At 42.7% G+C, this 17,934-nt stretch carries 15 protein-coding genes; 11 read left to right on the forward strand and 4 right to left on the reverse strand.

Going from position 1 to position 17,934, the window contains the following annotated elements; all coding sequences use genetic code 11:
• Genes T541_RS18760 through T541_RS0103885 form a run of 3 tightly spaced genes read left to right on the forward strand, consistent with a single transcriptional unit; the run spans position 1 to position 3,622 of the window.
• Complete coding sequence (locus tag T541_RS18760; RefSeq protein WP_051538079.1) at positions 1-1,728, forward strand: sensor histidine kinase; 1,728 nt, start codon at positions 1-3, stop codon at positions 1,726-1,728.
• The gene (locus tag T541_RS0103880; RefSeq protein WP_026651441.1) at positions 1,725-2,486 is read left to right on the forward strand and encodes a response regulator transcription factor; all 762 of its coding nucleotides are present in this window, start codon (positions 1,725-1,727) and stop codon (positions 2,484-2,486) included. The genes T541_RS18760 and T541_RS0103880 overlap by 4 nt, the downstream gene beginning before the upstream one ends.
• 2 nt (positions 2,487-2,488) lie before the next feature.
• Complete coding sequence (locus T541_RS0103885) at positions 2,489-3,622, forward strand: SGNH/GDSL hydrolase family protein (protein WP_051538080.1); 1,134 nt, start codon at positions 2,489-2,491, stop codon at positions 3,620-3,622.
• 41 nt (positions 3,623-3,663) lie between these two features.
• On the opposite strand, the gene T541_RS0103890 is transcribed toward T541_RS0103885, so the two are convergent.
• Positions 3,664-4,542, reverse strand: a complete 879-nt coding sequence (locus T541_RS0103890; protein WP_026651443.1) for a sensor domain-containing diguanylate cyclase — start codon at positions 4,540-4,542, stop codon at positions 3,664-3,666.
• Positions 4,543-4,728: 186 nt separating this feature from the next.
• Between T541_RS0103890 and T541_RS0103895 the strand changes: the two genes are divergently transcribed.
• Both T541_RS0103895 and T541_RS0103900 read left to right on the forward strand, forming a co-directional pair.
• Positions 4,729-6,489 (forward strand): glycoside hydrolase, encoded by a 1,761-nt coding sequence (locus tag T541_RS0103895; RefSeq protein WP_026651444.1) that lies wholly within the window; start codon positions 4,729-4,731, stop codon positions 6,487-6,489.
• 14 nt (positions 6,490-6,503) lie between these two features.
• Entirely contained in the window at positions 6,504-8,939 is a 2,436-nt protein-coding gene (locus T541_RS0103900; RefSeq protein WP_026651445.1) for a clostripain-related cysteine peptidase, read from the forward strand.
• 109 nt (positions 8,940-9,048) lie between these two features.
• On the opposite strand, the gene T541_RS0103905 is transcribed toward T541_RS0103900, so the two are convergent.
• On the reverse strand, positions 9,049-9,591 hold the full coding sequence (locus T541_RS0103905; protein WP_026651446.1) for a glutathione peroxidase: 543 nt from the start codon (positions 9,589-9,591) through the stop codon (positions 9,049-9,051).
• 185 nt (positions 9,592-9,776) lie between these two features.
• Here T541_RS0103905 and T541_RS0103910 point away from each other — a divergent pair, with 185 nt between their 5' ends.
• Positions 9,777-10,715: a 3'-5' exonuclease gene (locus T541_RS0103910; RefSeq protein WP_026651447.1), complete on the forward strand. Its 939-nt coding sequence runs from the start codon at positions 9,777-9,779 to the stop codon at positions 10,713-10,715.
• 18 nt (positions 10,716-10,733) lie between these two features.
• Here T541_RS0103910 and T541_RS0103915 read toward each other — a convergent pair whose 3' ends face one another.
• A complete protein-coding gene (locus tag T541_RS0103915; RefSeq protein WP_242840746.1) occupies positions 10,734-12,110 on the reverse strand; it encodes a D-alanyl-D-alanine carboxypeptidase family protein in 1,377 nt (458 codons plus the stop codon).
• Positions 12,111-12,301: 191 nt separating this feature from the next.
• Between T541_RS0103915 and trmB the strand changes: the two genes are divergently transcribed.
• Genes trmB through T541_RS0103930 form a run of 3 tightly spaced genes read left to right on the forward strand, consistent with a single transcriptional unit; the run spans position 12,302 to position 14,239 of the window.
• A complete protein-coding gene (gene trmB, locus T541_RS0103920; RefSeq protein ID WP_026651450.1) occupies positions 12,302-12,955 on the forward strand; it encodes a tRNA (guanosine(46)-N7)-methyltransferase TrmB in 654 nt (217 codons plus the stop codon).
• On the forward strand, positions 12,955-13,275 hold the full coding sequence (trxA, locus tag T541_RS0103925) for a thioredoxin (protein ID WP_026651451.1): 321 nt from the start codon (positions 12,955-12,957) through the stop codon (positions 13,273-13,275). The genes trmB and trxA overlap by 1 nt, the downstream gene beginning before the upstream one ends.
• A gap of 31 nt (positions 13,276-13,306) precedes the next feature.
• A complete protein-coding gene (locus tag T541_RS0103930; protein ID WP_026651452.1) occupies positions 13,307-14,239 on the forward strand; it encodes an SH3 domain-containing protein in 933 nt (310 codons plus the stop codon).
• Between the two features lie 2 nt (positions 14,240-14,241).
• Here the strand turns inward: T541_RS0103930 and T541_RS0103935 are convergent, their stop codons facing one another.
• A complete protein-coding gene (locus T541_RS0103935; protein WP_026651453.1) occupies positions 14,242-14,691 on the reverse strand; it encodes a hypothetical protein in 450 nt (149 codons plus the stop codon).
• Between the two features lie 37 nt (positions 14,692-14,728).
• Here T541_RS0103935 and murI point away from each other — a divergent pair, with 37 nt between their 5' ends.
• Both murI and nrdD read left to right on the forward strand, forming a co-directional pair.
• Positions 14,729-15,541, forward strand: a complete 813-nt coding sequence (gene murI, locus T541_RS0103940; protein WP_026651454.1) for a glutamate racemase — start codon at positions 14,729-14,731, stop codon at positions 15,539-15,541.
• A gap of 117 nt (positions 15,542-15,658) precedes the next feature.
• Entirely contained in the window at positions 15,659-17,890 is a 2,232-nt protein-coding gene (gene nrdD / locus T541_RS0103945; RefSeq protein ID WP_026651455.1) for an anaerobic ribonucleoside-triphosphate reductase, read from the forward strand.
• The last annotated feature ends 44 nt before the right edge of the window (positions 17,891-17,934 follow it).

Here is a 17,934-nt window from a genome sequence, read left to right on the forward strand (position 1 = left end):
ATGAACATTATCAGACAGTCCTTCAAAAGACAGATCTTTGCAATCTTCCTTACAGTCACACTTATATTACTGGCCATAACCGGTATCACCACCATCCAGGGATTCCAGGCTCGTCTTAAGTACGACTATGAGAAAAAAGACATTGAGCAGAATCAGACCATAGATCAGAACCTGGAAAGCGACCTGGAGATCGCAGAGACAGCTCTTTTATCTCTGTCGGGGAACCAGACAATAATAGAAGCCCTTACTACGTCCAAGAATAATTCGCTTGCCATCTACACCGAGCTGTACAAGGCCCTTCGAGAGATCAGGGACTTTGCTACGGTAGATATCTACCAGGGTAGCGAGTGCAAGTACAGCACCAATACTAAGTCTGTGTCAAAAGAGCTACCTCTTAACTACTCAGTACTTAGGGAGGCAAGTGCCAACAGCTCTCAGATAGTGTACTCTCTGGATCCAACCACATCTTCGGAGACAGGAGCAGCTCTTTTGATGGTAAAGCAGATCGTGGGCGGCGAAACACCGGGCTTTGTTATCATCAGATTTGAGAAGAGCGAACTGGAAAAAAGACTTCGTACAAACATAAATGCCAAGGATGGATTCATGCTGACAGACAAGTACCTGAGGCCTTTCTGCCTCATTGGCACTGCGGAGGATGGTAATGAGCTGGATGTAATAAGAGACAACCTCTTTAACGGACAACCCTACAACGCCAACATCAGCAACAATGTCTATATGGATGAAATCGGATCAACAGGCCTTATTGGAATCTATATCACACCGCCAGCCCTGGGCGAAGCTGCAGCCACAGTCAGTTACCAGATTCTTTTCATCGAGATCATATTCAGTGTTGTGATATGTCTTATTGTGGCATCCAGACTTAGCGTATATTTTTCAAAGCCCATAAACACGCTGGCTCTTGGAATGAAGCGATTTAGAAAGGGTGACTTTGACACCAAGATAGAGCTTAACAGAGACGACGAATTCGAGCAGCTGGCTGTTGGCTTTAACAAGATGACATCCCAGCTTAAGCAGACCATGGATGAGCGAGTTCAGGCAGAGCGCACCATCAACGAGACCAGAATTCAGATGATGCAGGCTCAGCTCAATCCACATTTCCTATACAACACTTTAGATACCATCAAGTGGGTGGCTAAGGCCAACAACGTGCCGGAGGTTGCCACCATGTCGGCATCCCTTGCTGGAATCCTTAGGACCAGTATCTCTGAGCACCAGTTCTGTAGGCTGTCAAAAGAGCTGGAGCTAATCGAGAATTATTGCGAGATTCAGAAGATCAGATTCGAAGATAAGTTTGATCTTACTATAGATGTTCCTGAGGAAATAAAAGAAGCTGTGATTCCTAAGCTGATATTGCAGCCCATTGTAGAAAACGCCATTATCCATGGAATGGACGAAACAGAAAATGGACATATCTACGTGGCAGCTGTTAAGAATACGCTGCTGGGACAGGATGTTCTTAAGATCTCAATTCAGGATGATGGAAAGGGCATTAGCGATGAGATGATGCAGGCCCTTAACAACGACGATGTGGAGACACTTAAGGGACACCTTGGTCTTAACAATGTAAATACGATCATAAGGCTATACTATGGTAAGGATTATGGAGTTATGGCGTTCAGGCCAAGCGAAGGCGGAACTGTCATGATCGTGACGCTGCCATACTCAGAAAAGGAGCCGGTTAGAACCGACTCAGGGAGTGAAAAATGATTAAAGTTCTAATTGTTGATGATGAAAAATACGTAAGAATGGGAATAAAGGGAGAGACCGACTGGTCCCTGATAGGGTGCGAGGTTGTTGGAGAAGCATCTAACGGCGAAGAGGCTCTTAAGGTGGCGGAGGAGGTTCATCCTGATCTTGTTATCTCTGATATCAAGATGCCCAAGATGGATGGCATAGAGCTGGCAGAAAAGCTCATAGATAAATATCCCAACATTAAGGTGATCTTCCTTACAGCCTATAACGAATTCGAGTACGCAAGACAGGCGATTCGAATCGGAGTGTCGGATTATCTTTTAAAACCCTTCCAGGACGGCGAACTTGAGGGGGCGATACAAAAGCTTTTACATCTTCACCCCAACGGATCAATTGAAGAGAATGAACTTGAAAACGAACTGATTCCTCTTAAGAAAAAAGAAGAAATCACTAACAAATACGTTCAGAATGCTATAGAATACATAGAGAACAACTACGCAAGCAAAGACTTTAGTGTTGGTGGGCTTTCCGAGGCCCTTGCAGTGAGCGAGGGACATATCAGCAGACTCTTTAAGTCCGAGTGCGATATCAGCATCAACAACTATGTGACCAGATATCGTATCAGGAAGGCCATGGACTTTCTTAAGGATGTAAACGTTAAGGTCTACGAAGTTGCTGATAAAGTGGGCTATCAGGACATAGCTTACTTTTCAAATACATTTAAAAAACTGGCGGGCAAATCCCCATCAGATTATCAGGCAAAAGGATTATAAAAATGGAAAACTTAAGAGTAGTAGAAATCAAAGACATTCCTTCAAAGGAGATCAACATCTTCGGAAGACTTGGAAAAGTAAGACAGCCACTGCCACTTCTTTTTAACGGAAGTGGAGTGGAAATCGTAGTTACTGGGTCAGATCTTTGGATCGACATTGAGACAGATTCAGATTTTCATGAGCCATGGATTGCCTATGAACTAAATGGCGCATTCATGTCCAGACAGATGATGCTACCTGGTGAGCACAGCATATGTCTTTTTAGAAATATGGAACCATCAACTCCAAAGAGAGTTAGATTCTACAGAGAGCTTCAGGCCATGAGCGAAGCCAACAGATGTAAGGTTCTTGTTAAGGGCTTTAGACTGGACGGCGAATTCTGTGAGGTGCCAAAGTATACAAGAAAGCTTGAATTTATCGGAGACAGCATAACATCCGGTGAAGGCAGCTACGGCGCAGTTACTGATGTGGACTGGCTTGCAATGTACATGAGTGCTTCCGTCAACTATGCAACCATGACGGCAAAAGAGCTAAAGGCTGACTACCACATTTTCTCTCAGGGAGGATGGGGAGTTTACTGCGGATGGGACAACGATGTAAGACATAACATCCCATCAGTTTATGAGAAGGTCTGCGGTCTTGCCTTTGGAGATCCTGTGGCTACAGAGCTTGGAACACTGGAGCCATATGATTTTGACAGCTGGCAGCCAGATGCTATTGTCGTCAACCTTGGAACTAATGACGCTACCTCTTTTAACCAGCCACCTCTCTATATTCCAGAGGAAGATAAGACCTATAAGATGAGGCTTAACGAAGACGGTTCATATAACAGAGAGGATGAGCTTAAGATAGTTGGAGCTGTTGAGAACTTCCTTACCATGCTTAGAAAGCACAGCCCAAAGGCCCACATCGTATGGGCCTACGGAATGCTTGGATCAGACCTTAACCTGGCTATAACAGAGGGAATTAACAACTACAGAAGTAAGAGTGGAGATCAGAATGTATCCTTCTTCCAGCTTCCAAACACCACAATGGAAACCTATGGAGCCCACATGCATCCAGGACTTAAGTCCCATGAGAATGCTACAAAAGAGCTAACTCATTATCTTAGAGTGAAACTTAACTGGAACGACTAAACGTAATATCAAACAAAAATATAACACCTGCCTATGTTCATTTAAGGCAGGTGTTTGTTTGCTTTATGTCTCTTTTTCATTTCATACATTCGCATATCTGCCGTTTCAATAAGGGAGGACAGATATGTGGTCTCGGAGAATAGTGCATATCCAATTGAAGCATGTATTGAGATATTACTTCCTTCTATATTTCTTGGAGAATCGATGGCTGCCATGATTCTCTTAGATGTTTTCTCTACATCAGACATATCTTTTATCTGATGAAGAATTACAAATTCATCGCCGCCATATCTAAATAATACGCTGTTGTCAGCGGCAGTCACAGTAAGAGTCTTACAGATTGACTGAAGGACGATGTTACCAAACTCGTGACCATAGCTGTCGTTGATGGATTTAAAGTCATCCAGATCGATCATGAACAGTGCAAAGTCAGAACCATCCTTGTGAAATTGCTCCTCATACTTAACTACGATGTCACTAAAGGCACGCCTGTTAAGGACTCCGGTAAGTTCATCTGTAAGGGAAAGGGTATTAAGTCTGTTATGATCTGCAAGCTGTTCTGTCACATCCACAAAGTAACCAACAAGACCGACAATCTCGCCGTTAGAATAAAGAGGCTTTTTAGAAGCAGTGATATCTCGGACCTTGCCCTTTACGATACACTGACCGGGAACATCCATCACGGACTCGCCGTTATTAATAACCTTAAGCTCTACGCTTCTATAGGGTTCAGGATCAATGTGCCATCCCATGTCTTCATCAGTTTTACCAATGATATCATCAACAGAGCTAAGGCCATAGTAATCCAGGAACATCTGATTGGCACCCAAAAAACGCCTCTCCTTATCTTTCCAGAAGACGCCAAGTGGCAGTAAGCACAATATATTATCGAAAACATCTACTAAATTCAAGGTATCCATATATTGCCTCTAAGTAAACGTAATTACGTACAGCATCCACTTACATTCTATCAATAAAAAATCTGTCAATGTATAAACTTATTGGGACTATTATAAACAAAATAAAAAATTCTATTAAATATTTGATTATACTGACAATATGATAAAATTAGATGGAGTAAGACCAAGGAGGATAGGCTTTTTTACATGAAAAAGAGAAATGTAAGTCTATTATCTAAAGCTCTTGCCGGGGTTATGTTAATGACATCAATTGCGGGGTGTGGATCACAGGGTTCTCCTGACAATAGTGGATCATCTAATTCCGCAGATGCAGGGACCACAAGCGAGACTATAGATAACGAGGCAGCAAATATGGAGATTTCCAGAACAATAAAAATATCCCTTGAGGATGTTCAAAAGGTAAACGACACCAATGGCGATGGGTACGGCGAATTCGAGGGCTGGGGAACAAGCCTTTGCTGGTGGGCCAACAGAGTTGGCTACAGCGATAAGTTAACTACTGCAGCTGCAGAGGCCTTTTTTAACAAGGATACAGGCCTTGGAATGAACATCGGAAGATACAACGTGGGCGGCGGAGATAACGTGGCAGAGGGAACTGTCACAGACAAGGACAGAGAGAACAATCCTTTTCTCCACGAGTCACACATAAGACGTTCCGACTCAGTTGTTCCAGGCTATTGCACCGACGTTACCAAGATCGATCTTAGTACTAATACCAAGGAATACTATGAAGAGAATTTTGAAAGAGCTAACTTTGAATGCGGCTTTGCGTGGAACTATAACTGGGATGCAGATGTTAACCAGATGAATGTTCTTACAAAGGCTATGGAGCAGGCAGGAGATGAATTCATTCCTGAGGCTTTTTCCAATTCTCCACCATACTTTATGACAGTTAGTGGATGCTCATCAGGAGGAGAGGACCCTTCTGTGGATAACTTACGTGAAGATTCCTACACAGCCTTTGCCTGGTATATGGCAGATGTAATCGAGCATTGGGCAAAAGAAAATGTGGTAACCTTCCAGAGTGTTGACCCAATGAACGAGCCAGCAACCAGCTACTGGCAGGCAAGGAGTGAGAAGCAGGAGGGATGTCATTTCTCCCAGGGAGAGTCACAGTCAAGGATCCTTGTGGAGCTTAACAAAGAGCTTCAGAACAAGGGAATCGACATGATCATCTCGGCTTCTGATGAGACCAGCCTTTCAGCTGCGATCATGGGTTACAAGAGCCTTACAGATGAAGCAAAGGGCGTAGTTACAAGAATAGACACCCATACCTATCAGGGAACAGAACGTCAAATGCTAAGGCAACTTGCTGAAGAAAACGGCATGAACCTGTGGATGAGTGAAGTTGACGGAACCTTTTCAATTGGAAAAAAAGAAACTGGAATGCAGGCGGCACTTGGCTTTGCAGATGCAATCATTCAGGACCTTAACGGACTTAAGCCAGCAGCATGGATCATGTGGGATGCGGTAGATGTCCATGTGGATTCCAATAATAGATTTGATACCTGCACAAGGCAGCAGGCCGATGAGATAGTTAGTAGCGGCGAACCTTTCTGGGGAATTGCCATTGCTGACCATGATACAGAGGAACTTCTTTTAACCAAGAAATATTATGCCTACGGCCAGTTCTCAAGATATATCAGACCAGGCTATTGCATAATTGAATCAAGCGATACTTCGGTAGCAGCTTATAATCCTGAGGATGGTTCAATCGTTATTGTTGCTATCAACACTAACAGCGACGATCTTAAGTGGGAATTTGATCTTTCTGATCTTGATGTAAGTGGAAAGAGTATCACAGCTATCAGGACCAGTGGAGCCATGGAAGATGGTGAGAACTGGGCAGATGTTACAGACAGTGATGGAATAGTATTTGATGAGAGCGCTGGCTCTTTTACCGCAGTGATGAAGGGCAGCTCTATAACAACTTATATTATTAAGTAAAACTGGAGGTAGTTATGGACAATAGGCCGGTTGGAAGAAAGAAAAATGTCACAGAAGGCGGATCCGGTGTTCACAAAAGAGGAGAAGGTCTTGGCACTGGTCCAGTAGGAGGCGGCTCAGGCTATTCCTCTGGCGGAGGTGGAAACGGAGGCGGACAGCGTTCCTCAGGTGGAAAGAGCCCACTGTTCATGATCCTTGTACTTCTCGTACTGATTCTTGGAGGTAGCGGAGGACTTACATCTCTTCTTGGAGGTGGCGGCACAGGCACAACAACGGTGCCTACGCAGAACGTTGGAACACAGACCACAAGTACAGGAGTTAACTCTGGTAGCAGCACAGGGTCAGGTCTTTCTATGCTTGGCCAGCTCCTTGGTGGAAGCAGCTACTATTCAGGCGGAAGTGCAACTTCTGCAGCTTGGAGCGGCGAATCTAATATCGGTAAGTTTGATGAGACCGTATCTGACAAGGCAAGAGCAAAAAGAACTGTCATAAAGGGTAATGGTGAAGATGTCATTACTATCATGGTATACATGTGCGGAGCAGACCTTGAGTCCAGAAGCGGAATGGCTTCAAGAGATCTTCAGGAAATGCTTAATGCCAAGCTTGGAGATAAGATCAATCTTATCGTATATACCGGTGGTGCTAAGCAGTGGCAGAACAACGTGATTTCTAGTCAGACTAACCAGATCTATCAGGTTAAGAATGGTCAGCTTATTGCTCTTCAGAAGGACCTTGGAAGTGTAGCCATGACTAAGCCATCAACACTTTCTGGATTTATCAGCTGGACTAAAGACAATTTCCCAGCTGACAGATATGACCTTATCTTCTGGGATCACGGCGGAGGATCAACAGGCGGATATGGCTATGATGAGAAGTTTACAAATGCAGGAGCTATGTCCCTTGGTGGAATTAATCAGGCTCTTAAGGACGGCGGAGTAGAATTTGACTTTGTAGGCTTTGATACCTGCCTTATGGCAACAGTTGAGAATGCCCTTGTAGTATCTAAGTATAGTGATTATCTGGTGGCTTCAGAAGAGACAGAACCAGGTGTTGGCTGGTATTACACAGACTGGCTTACAGCTCTTGGTCAGAACACTTCAATGGAGACAATCCAGATTGGTAAGAACATCATAGATTCCTTTACAGAGGCCTGTGCGCAGTCCTGTCCTGGTCAGAAGACAACACTTTCTCTTATTGACCTGGCAGAGCTTTCAGAGACTGTTCCAGAGGAGCTTGCAGAGTTCTCAAAGGATACCTCTGAGATGATAAAGGGCAATGAGTTTGCTACAGTATCAAATGCCCGCAGCAGTACAAGAGAGTTTGCCGGAGCTAAGATTGATCAGGTAGATCTTATCGACTTTGCTACAAGAATGGGAACCGAAGAGTCATTGCAGCTTGCTGATGCTCTTAAGGGAGCCATCAAGTATAACAGAACAAGTCAGAACATGACTAATGCTTATGGTCTTTCTATTTACTTCCCATACAAGAAGGCAAGTAAAGTTGATTCAATGGTGGACACCTATGAAGATATTGGAATGGATGAGGAGTATGCTAAGTGTATTCAGAACTTTGCTTCCCTGGAGGTCGCAGGTCAGGTAGCAGGTGGTGGACAGAGTAGTCCTATTCCTTCACTTCTTGGAGGATCACCACAGTCAACTGCCTCATCAGCAGACATGATCACACAGCTTCTTGGAACATTCTTATCCAGTGACTTTAGCAGTATCTCTGGACTTGATGCGTCCAATACACAGTTCCTTGGTAAGGGACTTGATGTTGATCAGGCTGCAAATTATATTGCTAGCAATAACTTTGATCCATCAGCTCTTGTTTGGACATCAAACGCTGCAAACGATGCAGTGATCATTCTTTCAGAAGATCAGTGGTCCAAGGTTCAGAACCTTTCTCTTAACATGTTCTATGATGACGGAGAAGGATATGTAGATCTTGGTATGGATAATGTATTTGAGTTTGACGATGAAGGAAATCTAAAGGCTCAGACAGATAAGACCTGGCTAGCTATAGACGGACAGGTGGTTGCTTATTATGTAGTGGATGTTCAGGGCGACAATGACAGTTATGCAATAACTGGAAGAGTTCCTTGTTACATCAATGGTGAAAGAGCTGAGCTTATCCTTGTATTTGATTCAGAGAATGAAGACGGCTACGTAGCTGGCGCATGCTATGATTACAAGGAAGGCGAGACAGAGACAATTGCCAAGAACCTGACAGAGCTTCAAGAGGGTGACACAATTGATTATATCTGCGATTACTACACCTACGATATGGAATATCAGGATAGCTATTATCTTGGAGAACAGGTGACAGTTAATAAGGCTATGTCCGAGATGGTTATCAGCAATGTAAGTGTAGGTGATGGAGAAGTTCTTGAAACCTACTGCTTCACAGATATCTATAGCCAGAAGTATTGGACTAACGCTCTTAGATTCTAATGGTAAAAGAGATAGTTCTTTTGACATAATTACAAATAAAATGGCTTCCCGAATAATGCTCCGGGAAGCCATTTTGATATGATATGAATGAAAATATTATGGAGAAAACTTAAATAAGCTTGCTTACGCAGTCAGCCACGTCTTCCATCTTCTGAGTTGGCTCAAAACGTGCTACAACGTTGCCGTCTCTGTCTACGATAAATTTAGTGAAGTTCCACTTGATGTCTGGGTTATTCTTGTAATCCTTGTCGATCTTTTTGAGCATTACGTTCATGGCAAGGGCAGCAGGGCCTTTACCAAAGCCTTCGAATCTCTTCTGCTCCTTGAGATAAGTAAAGAGTGGAAGAGCGTTCTCGCCGTTAACGTCAGACTTCTTCATCTGAGGGAACTTGGTGTTATAGTGAAGTTGACAGAATTCGTGGATCTCTTCGTCAGAACCAGGTGTCTGGCCTGCAAACTGGTTGCAAGGAATATCAACTACTTCAAAGCCCTGATCGTGGAACTTCTCATACATATCCTCGATGTCCTTATAGTGAGGAGTGAAGCCACATCCTGTTGCTGTATTAACTACGAGAACAACCTTGCCCTTGAAGTCTGCCATAGAAACTTCGTTGCCATTTGTATCAGTTACTGTGTAATCATAAAATCCCATTGTATGTACCTCCGTTTCATTTATATTTACGAGTGCTAATGTCATTTGATTTAACGTAATTATATTGTGCACAATCTAAAATGTCAATACCTATTGCAAAAATTTTTTCTGCACCTTATAGTTTTAGTAAGAAAGACGCTTTACAAGGATGTACAGATTCTTCTAATAGGAGAAAGACACATTTTATGGGTGATTATATAGTTTTTGACCTTGAGTGGAATCAGGGTGATGCGCCGGCAGAGCGAAACGGTAAGACTTTAACCTTTGAGATTGTAGAGATTGGTGCTGTCAAACTAAATGAAAAAAGGCAGAAGGTCGGTGAGTTTTCCAGACTGATCAAGCCTCAGATTCATCAGCATATGCACTATATTACAGGTAAGCTTATTCACCTTAGTATGGATGATCTTGAAAATGGAGATACATTTCAGGAGGTGGCCAGGGATTTCCTTGAGTGGTGCGGTGAGGATCCTAAGTTTTGTAGCTGGGGACCTCTAGATCTTACAGAGTTTCAGAGGAATTTGGATTTCTTTGGAATGCCTCTTTTATCAGACAGGCCAATTGCCTTTTATGATGTTCAGAAGCTTTTCAGCATAGCCTACGACGATGGTAAGTCCAGAAAAGCGCTGGCATCGGCTGTAGATGAGCTTGGTATAAAGATGGATATTCCTTTCCACAGAGCGTTATCAGATGCCATATATACTGCTGAGGTCTTCAGAGGCTTTAATGAAAGGATCATGCAGAAGGTATCCTTTGATACCTACGTGACCCCTAAGACCAAGAAGCAGGAGATCCGCATTTTATTTGATACCTATGAGAAGTACATCTCAAGGGAGTTTGATACTAAGGAAGATATTCTTGAAAATATTGAGATAATGAGCACCAGGTGTTATCACTGCCACAAGAACCTAAGGAGAAAGGTTAAGTGGTTTACACCAAATGGTAAGCATTACTACGCAGTGGCCTATTGTGAAAAGCATGGCTTTATGAAGGCTAAGGTCAGGATCAAGAAGGCTGAAAACGGAAGGTTGTATGTAGTAAAGACCTGCAGATTCATATCCCCGGAGGATATGGAGGAGATGAAGGCTAAACAGAGGAAAGTTAAGAAAAGGCAAAACCCAGGATAAGGGCTTTGCCTTTTTTCTTTATCGTTTGCCTTTTTTGAGCTTGTTCTTTTTGAAATCTTTTTTACGCCTGTTGTATCGGATCCTGTCGCTCTTACTAACGAATTTCCTGTTGGCGTGGGCGTGGGTTGCTACAAAGCCCGAAAGCGTGATCAGTATCACAAGGATAATGGCGCCAAGGAAAAGGTGCTTAACGTTGATGTAGATTATCTGAGAGCTTCCTGATGTATCGGCCTGACTATTGGAAGTGGCTGTGTAACAGACATAGGCATTTCCGATTGCTGCTCCGCTAAAGAAGTAGCTTACTTTGGCGATGGCACCCTTGTAGTCTTCCTTTTCCTCGTCAGTTAAGTCGTAGCTGATCTCATAGGATGAATCTTCCATGGTGGATGTCTTAGGAAGGATCACTTTGGAGTCATCATCGAGCCTAAGGATATTGCCTGAAGTTCCAAATACATCGTTCTCTGACTCAAAGAAAAGGGAGTCATTAGGCATATATCTGGTCTCATTATCAGCGACATTCACTGAGTGGAAGTTGTTAAAGCCGTAATCAAAAAGAGTAACTGTGTCTGTAAACTGGGCTGGAGACTCTTCCATAAATACAACGCAGATAAGACGCATTCCATCCTTTTCTGCGCAGGTTACAAGGGTCTCTCTTGCCTGATCTGTATAACCGGTCTTGCCTCCAATGATGCCTTCGTAGCTGATCTCACCAGTAATAAGCTTGTGCTTGTTATTAAGGTAGAAGTCATCTGGCTGAGTCGCTGTTGGTGTGAAGTGGTATCTAGGTGTATTACCGATCTTACACAGTAGCTCATTTTCAAAGAACTGTCTTGAAATAAGGGCCAGGTCGTAAACGCTGGTGTAGTGGTTGTCATCCTGAAGACCGTTGGTGTTGGCAAAATGTGTGTTGGTACAACCAAGCTCTTTGGCCCTAGTGTTCATAAGGTCTATAAAGCCATCAATGCTTCCACTGACATGCTCTGCCACAGCGTTAGCAACCTCGTTGGCACTACCAACCATGATCCCGTAAAGACCCTGCTCAAGAGTAATTGACTCGCCTACATCCATTCCGATGCTTGATCCATCACTTGGGACAGAGAAAACCGCATCGTGGGAAAAGGTAATGGTATCATCAAGGCTGGCATTCTCTACAGCCAAAAGACATGTCATTATCTTGGTGGTACTGGCTGGATAATGCTCCTCGTGTATGTTCTTGGCATAGAGGATGGTACCTGTATCAGCCTCCATAAGAATGGCGGACTGAGCAGTTATTGCGGGACCTTCCGGCCATCCGGAGATCTTGTTGGACTGAATAGGTAGCTCTTTTTGTAAAAGAGCCTGTGCCTGATAATCTACAGTTTCCGCGCTGGCGGTCATAGGAGTAGCAAGAATCAATGATGCAACGAGAAAAAGAGATCCACATCTATATATGAAGTTTCTTATATTAATGAAATTCGAAATTCTCATGACATGACAATAATACAATAGCTGCGCAGCCTAGACAATAGCAAAGAAATTTCCCGACTTTCCAATTCATGACAAATGTTGTAAAATTCTAGTATAAGTATCATTAGGTAGGAAGAGAAATGCGTTTAAGAAATATCGCCGGATCCAGAGAAGTAATTGCTGATAGCAAGTTTACAGTGAAGGATCCTGAGAAGAAAAAAGGCCTCTGGAAGAAAGAGGTATTTGGCAACGACAAGCCAATCCATATTGAGATCGGAATGGGCAAGGGAAGATTTTTAATGGATCTGGCAGAGCTTAATCCGGACATTAACTATGTAGGAATTGAGAAATACTCAAGTGTACTTCTTCGTGCGATACAAAAGCAGGAACAAAGACTCCTTCCCAATGTAATCTTTATCCGCATGGATGCTGAGAACATTTGTGATGTGTTTGCACCATCTGAAGTGGATAGGATTTACCTTAACTTCTCGGACCCATGGCCCAAGGACAGACATGCCAAGAGAAGGCTTCCCTCAAGGGAATTCCTTGGAAGGTATGACAAGATCCTTAAAGCTGACGGCCGTGTAGAGTTTAAGACTGATAACAAAGATCTTTTCCAGTTCGCCCTCGAAGAGGTTGAGCCAGCTGGCTGGGATCTGGATGCAGTCACATACGATCTTCACCACGATGCCAAGATGAACGAAGGCAATGTGATGACGGAGTATGAAGAGAAGTTCTCATCACTTGGCAACCCAATATACAAATATATTGTAAGCAGAAAGGGGAGTAAATAATGGATTACAACTTAAGCAGTCAGAATTTTGAAGAAGAAGTTTTGAAGAGCAAATTACCAGTTTTGGTAGATTTCTCAGCTGATTGGTGCGGACCATGCAAGATGATGGCGCCAATAATCGATGAATTCGCTGAAGAGTATGAAGGCGAGTTAAAAGTCGGTAAAATCAATGTAGATCAGTCACCTGATGTAGCTCAGAAGTACAATGTTATGTCGATTCCAATGTTTGCTTTCTTTAAGAACGGAGAGGTTGTTGAGACAGCAGTTGGAGCTCTTAACAAGGCTAAATTACAAGGGATTATAGATAAGGTGCTGGCTTAATAGCCAGCACTTTAATTTGAGGAGATAAACGTTGGCGGATAAGATTACTAAATTTGAAGACTACAGGAAAAAAGAACCCGGGGATACAACGGATATTGACATCCAGATCGAGGATCCATACAACTTTTTTAATGCTGAGGAAAGAGAAGAATACTTCCGCGAAAGGCAGAAAGAGCAGCAAAAAGAGCTAAGACAGAAGGAACAGGAAAATAGACCACAGCCTGCTCAGCCTGTTAAACCTGCCCAGAAACCAGCACAGAATCAAGTTCAGAATAATAATCCAAATTATAATCAGAACTACGCCCAGAATTATACCCAGAACAATAACCAGTCATATGGTCCCAATTACAATCAGGGCTATGGGCAATACAATGGTCAGTATATGAACCAGAATGCACAGTACAACGGGCAAAATGGCTATCAGTACAATGATCAATATGGCAATCAGTATAATGGCCAGTATGATAACCAATACAACAATCAGTATGCTGATCAGTATAATAACCAGTACAACGGTCAGTATGATGCTGATTATGACGATGACGACTACGGTGATTATCAGGATGATTATTACCAGGATGAGGAGCCAGCAAGAGGCGGCTTTAATCCAGAGCATCTTGTAAGAATTGCCTCTATTATTACAGGTTTGATAATCCTGATATGCATCGCTTTTATAGTTAAGGTGAAGGTGGTTGATAAGGTTCTGGCACCAGATCCAGACGAGCAGGAGACAGTAGTTACTGCAATCCCTGCAGGATTTGTTGAAAAGAATGATACTGTCACAGTTTCAGGCGCATCATCACTTAACCTGCGCTCTGGCCCAGGCACAGACAGTGCTATTATGGGTAAAGTAGATGAGGGAACTCAGCTTAAGAGAATCGCTGTAGCAGAGGATGGTTCCTGGGCTCTCGTAGAATACGAAGGCCAGCAGGTCTATGCATCCATGAAGTATCTTAAGGAATAAGATTATCTGCTCCTTGAATGGAGCCAGCTATAGAATTTATCCACAGCCTCTGACAGAGTATTACTAGAGCGGGTAAAAGAATCCACATGGGCAAGGATTTCTTCGAGAGAAGTGTCTGTAACATGGCCCATGAGCTTTTCTGCGCACTGGTTTTCAAGGAGTCTGTAATCCATATTTATAAGAATTGTGTTGTGGATTGGATTAACAGATTCATAGAGGTTGGGATATTTCTTTTGGATGAGGGCAAACTCGTCCAATATCTGCTCTCTTGATTGGAGGCAGAACAGGATATAGACAGACTCTACCACTTCCGGAGGTTCGATTTCGTCCTGATAGGAGTTGTCCTCGTAATCCTCTTTAGTGGCATAGTATTCACAGATCTCTTGAACAAGAGATCCTACTTTTTTGTTGTCATAAAGTTTTTGAAGTTCATCAATTTTTATCTCACCCATAAATTAAGTATAGCACGGCTGAGACTAAGGATACAAAATGAAAATCGGTATTTTTGATTCGGGAATAGGCGGCCTTTCTTTATTACACGAGGCCTATCATATGCTTCCCCAGCAAAACTATATATTCTATGCGGATACAGAGCATGTGCCCTATGGGACTAAGACTCCGGAGCAGATCATAGACTATGCCACAGACATAGCGGATTTCCTTGTGGAAAAAGATGTTGAGGCTATAGTTGTAGCTTGTAATACAGCCACAAGTGTTGCAATTAAGGAGCTTAGAAAAAGATACAGTATCCCGATTCTGGGAATGGAGCCGGCTGTTAAACCTGCTGTTGAGGAAACCTCCAGGAAGAGAATAATGGTAATAGCAACGCCTGTCACAATCAGGGAGGATAAGCTTAAAGATCTTTTACACAGGGTTGATGGTGAGCACAGGGTTGATCTTCTGGCTATGCCAAAGCTGGTGGAGTTTGCTGAGAGAGAAGAATTCGATTCAGAAGATGTTCATGAGTATTTAAGACAGCAGTTTTCACAGTTTAATAAAGATGAATATTGTGCTATCGTGCTTGGTTGCACGCATTTCAACTATTTTAAGCCTGCATATAGAGAATATTTTGGAGAAGATATCTTGCTAGTTGATGGCAATTATGGTACCATTCATCACTTGGCAGATGTATTAAGTATTCCTCTGGTACAAGATAAAGAAGTTTATTTTGAAACCGTGCACAATATGTTGTATGATAACAATACGGAATATTATTTTTCTAAAAAATCTATAAAAGACGAAAAGACGCTTGAACACTTGAAAAGACTGCATAATCGTCTTGAAGAGGTTAGAAAGTTTTAATACTTTTAGCCTTGAATTAAACAAAATATTGTATTATTATTTTATTGTAACCACAAGATATAGTTTTCTTGTGGTTACATATGTCTATAAATGTGATTTATGTGAAGGGGGTTACTTATGAAAATCATTAAGAGAAGCGGAAAAGAGGTCGCTTTTGACGTTAGCAAGATTTCTGCAGCTATAGAGAAGGCTAACAACGAAGTTACTGAGGAAAAGAGGCTTACTAAAGGCCAGATCAGTGATATCGCCTCAAGTGTTGAAAAGCAGTGCGCTACTCTTACTCGTGCAGCAAGCGTTGAGGAAATCCAGGATATGGTTGAGGATGGCCTCATGAGAGCCGGCAAATTTGATGTTGCCAGAAAATATATCACATATCGTTATAAGCACGCTCTTGTTAGAAAGTCTAACACAACAGATGAGCAGATTATGTCTCTTATTGAGTGCAATAACGAGGAAGTTAAGCAGGAGAATTCTAACAAGAATCCTACTGTTAACAGCGTTCAGAGAGATTACATGGCTGGTGAGGTATCTAAGGATATTACCAGAAGATTTCTTTTACCAGAGGATGTAGTTAAGGCTCACGAAGATGGTCTTATCCACTTCCATGACTCTGATTACTTTGCTCAGCATATGCATAACTGCTGTCTTGTAAACCTTGAAGATATGCTTCAGAATGGCACAGTTATTTCTGAGACAATGATCGAGACACCACACAGCTTTGCTACAGCCTGCAACATTGCAACTCAGGCAATTGCCCAGATCGCAAGCTCACAGTATGGTGGACAGAGTATTACTCTTTCACATCTTGTTCCTTTTGTTGATGTCAGCAGACAGAAGTTCCGTAAGGAAGTTGCTCTTGAGTTTGAGACTGCTGGAATGAAGATCAACAAGAAGCAGGTTAACGAGATCGCAGAGATGCGTGTAAGAAAAGAGATTGAGAGAGGATGCCAGGTTATCCAGTATCAGGTCATAACACTTATGACTACTAATGGACAGGCTCCTTTTATCACAGTATATATGTATCTTGACGAGGTTGAGGATGGCCAGACAAGAGATGATCTTGCCATGGTTATCGAGGAGATGCTTAAGCAGAGAATCCTTGGCGTTAAGAATGAGAAGGGTCAGCTGATCACACCAGCATTCCCTAAGCTCATCTATGTTCTTGATGAGGACAATATCCATGAGGATTCCAAGTACTGGTATCTTACTGAGCTTGCAGCTAAGTGTACAGCTAAGAGACTTGTTCCTGACTACATCTCAGCTAAGAAGATGAGAGAGCTTAAGAAGGGTGATGTATATCCATGTATGGGATGCAGATCATTCCTTACACCAGATAGTGAGGATAACGCAGAGGGACTTTGCAACCAGGGCAATAAGGCTCATGCTCTTAACTTCAAAGAGGGTGACCACAAGTACTATGGCCGTTTCAACCAGGGTGTCGTAACTCTTAACCTTGTAGATGTAGCTTGTTCTTCATACAAGGATGAGGAGAAGTTCTGGGAGATTCTCGAAGAGAGAACAGAGCTCTGTAAGAGAGCACTTATGTGCAGACACAACAGACTCCTTGGAACACCTTCAGATGTAGCACCAATCCTTTGGCAGAACGGAGCTCTTGCAAGACTTGCCAAGGGTGAAGCTATTGATCCACTTCTTTTTGGTAACTACTCAACAATTTCTCTTGGATATGCAGGACTTTGCGAGTGTACTAAGTACATGAAGGGTGTATCTCACACAGATGCAAAAGGAAAAGAGTTTGCGCTTAAGGTAATGCAGTTCCTTAATGATAAGTGTGCTAAGTGGAGAGCAGAGACTAATATCTCCTTCTCACTTTATGGAACACCTCTTGAGTCAACAACCTACAAGTTTGCTAAGTGCCTTCAGAAGAGATTTGGTATCATTCCTGAGGTTACAGATAAGAACTATATTACTAACAGCTATCACGTACACGTTACAGAGCAGATCGATGCATTTACAAAGCTTAAATTCGAATCTGAGTTCCAGGCTCTTTCTCCAGGAGGAGCAATCAGCTATGTTGAGGTTCCTGATATGAACAACAACATTGAAGCTGTTATCTCTGTAATGAAGTACATTTACGACAATATCATGTACGCAGAGCTTAATACTAAGTCTGACTACTGTCAGTGCTGCGGATATGATGGAGAGATCAAGATCGTTACTGATACAGACGGCAAGCTCATTTGGGAATGCCCTAACTGCGGTAACAGAGACCAGAACAAGATGAACGTTGCAAGACGTACATGTGGATATATCGGAACACAGTTCTGGAATCAGGGACGTACTCAGGAAATTAAGGAGAGAGTACTCCATATGAGTAATCCAAAGCTTTGATCTTTTGTATAAGGGAGAAATTATGAATTAGATATAAGCCGGGA

The sequence above is a fragment of the Butyrivibrio proteoclasticus P6B7 genome (assembly GCF_000622085.1).
GTDB classification, from domain to species: domain Bacteria; phylum Bacillota; class Clostridia; order Lachnospirales; family Lachnospiraceae; genus Butyrivibrio; species Butyrivibrio proteoclasticus_A.

Excerpts from the sequence above, each read along its gene's own strand:
- T541_RS18760 (WP_051538079.1), top strand. The coding sequence starts at position 1 with ATGAACATTATCAGACAGTCCTTCAAAAGACAGATCTTTGCAATCTTC.
- T541_RS0103880 (WP_026651441.1), top strand. The coding sequence starts at position 1,725 with ATGATTAAAGTTCTAATTGTTGATGATGAAAAATACGTAAGAATGGGA.
- T541_RS0103885 (WP_051538080.1), top strand. The coding sequence starts at position 2,489 with ATGGAAAACTTAAGAGTAGTAGAAATCAAAGACATTCCTTCAAAGGAG.
- T541_RS0103890 (WP_026651443.1), bottom strand. The coding sequence starts at position 4,542 with ATGGATACCTTGAATTTAGTAGATGTTTTCGATAATATATTGTGCTTA.
- T541_RS0103895 (WP_026651444.1), top strand. The coding sequence starts at position 4,729 with ATGAAAAAGAGAAATGTAAGTCTATTATCTAAAGCTCTTGCCGGGGTT.
- T541_RS0103900 (WP_026651445.1), top strand. The coding sequence starts at position 6,504 with ATGGACAATAGGCCGGTTGGAAGAAAGAAAAATGTCACAGAAGGCGGA.
- T541_RS0103905 (WP_026651446.1), bottom strand. The coding sequence starts at position 9,591 with ATGGGATTTTATGATTACACAGTAACTGATACAAATGGCAACGAAGTT.
- T541_RS0103910 (WP_026651447.1), top strand. The coding sequence starts at position 9,777 with ATGGGTGATTATATAGTTTTTGACCTTGAGTGGAATCAGGGTGATGCG.
- trmB (WP_026651450.1), top strand. The coding sequence starts at position 12,302 with ATGCGTTTAAGAAATATCGCCGGATCCAGAGAAGTAATTGCTGATAGC.
- trxA (WP_026651451.1), top strand. The coding sequence starts at position 12,955 with ATGGATTACAACTTAAGCAGTCAGAATTTTGAAGAAGAAGTTTTGAAG.
- T541_RS0103935 (WP_026651453.1), bottom strand. The coding sequence starts at position 14,691 with ATGGGTGAGATAAAAATTGATGAACTTCAAAAACTTTATGACAACAAA.
- murI (WP_026651454.1), top strand. The coding sequence starts at position 14,729 with ATGAAAATCGGTATTTTTGATTCGGGAATAGGCGGCCTTTCTTTATTA.
- nrdD (WP_026651455.1), top strand. The coding sequence starts at position 15,659 with ATGAAAATCATTAAGAGAAGCGGAAAAGAGGTCGCTTTTGACGTTAGC.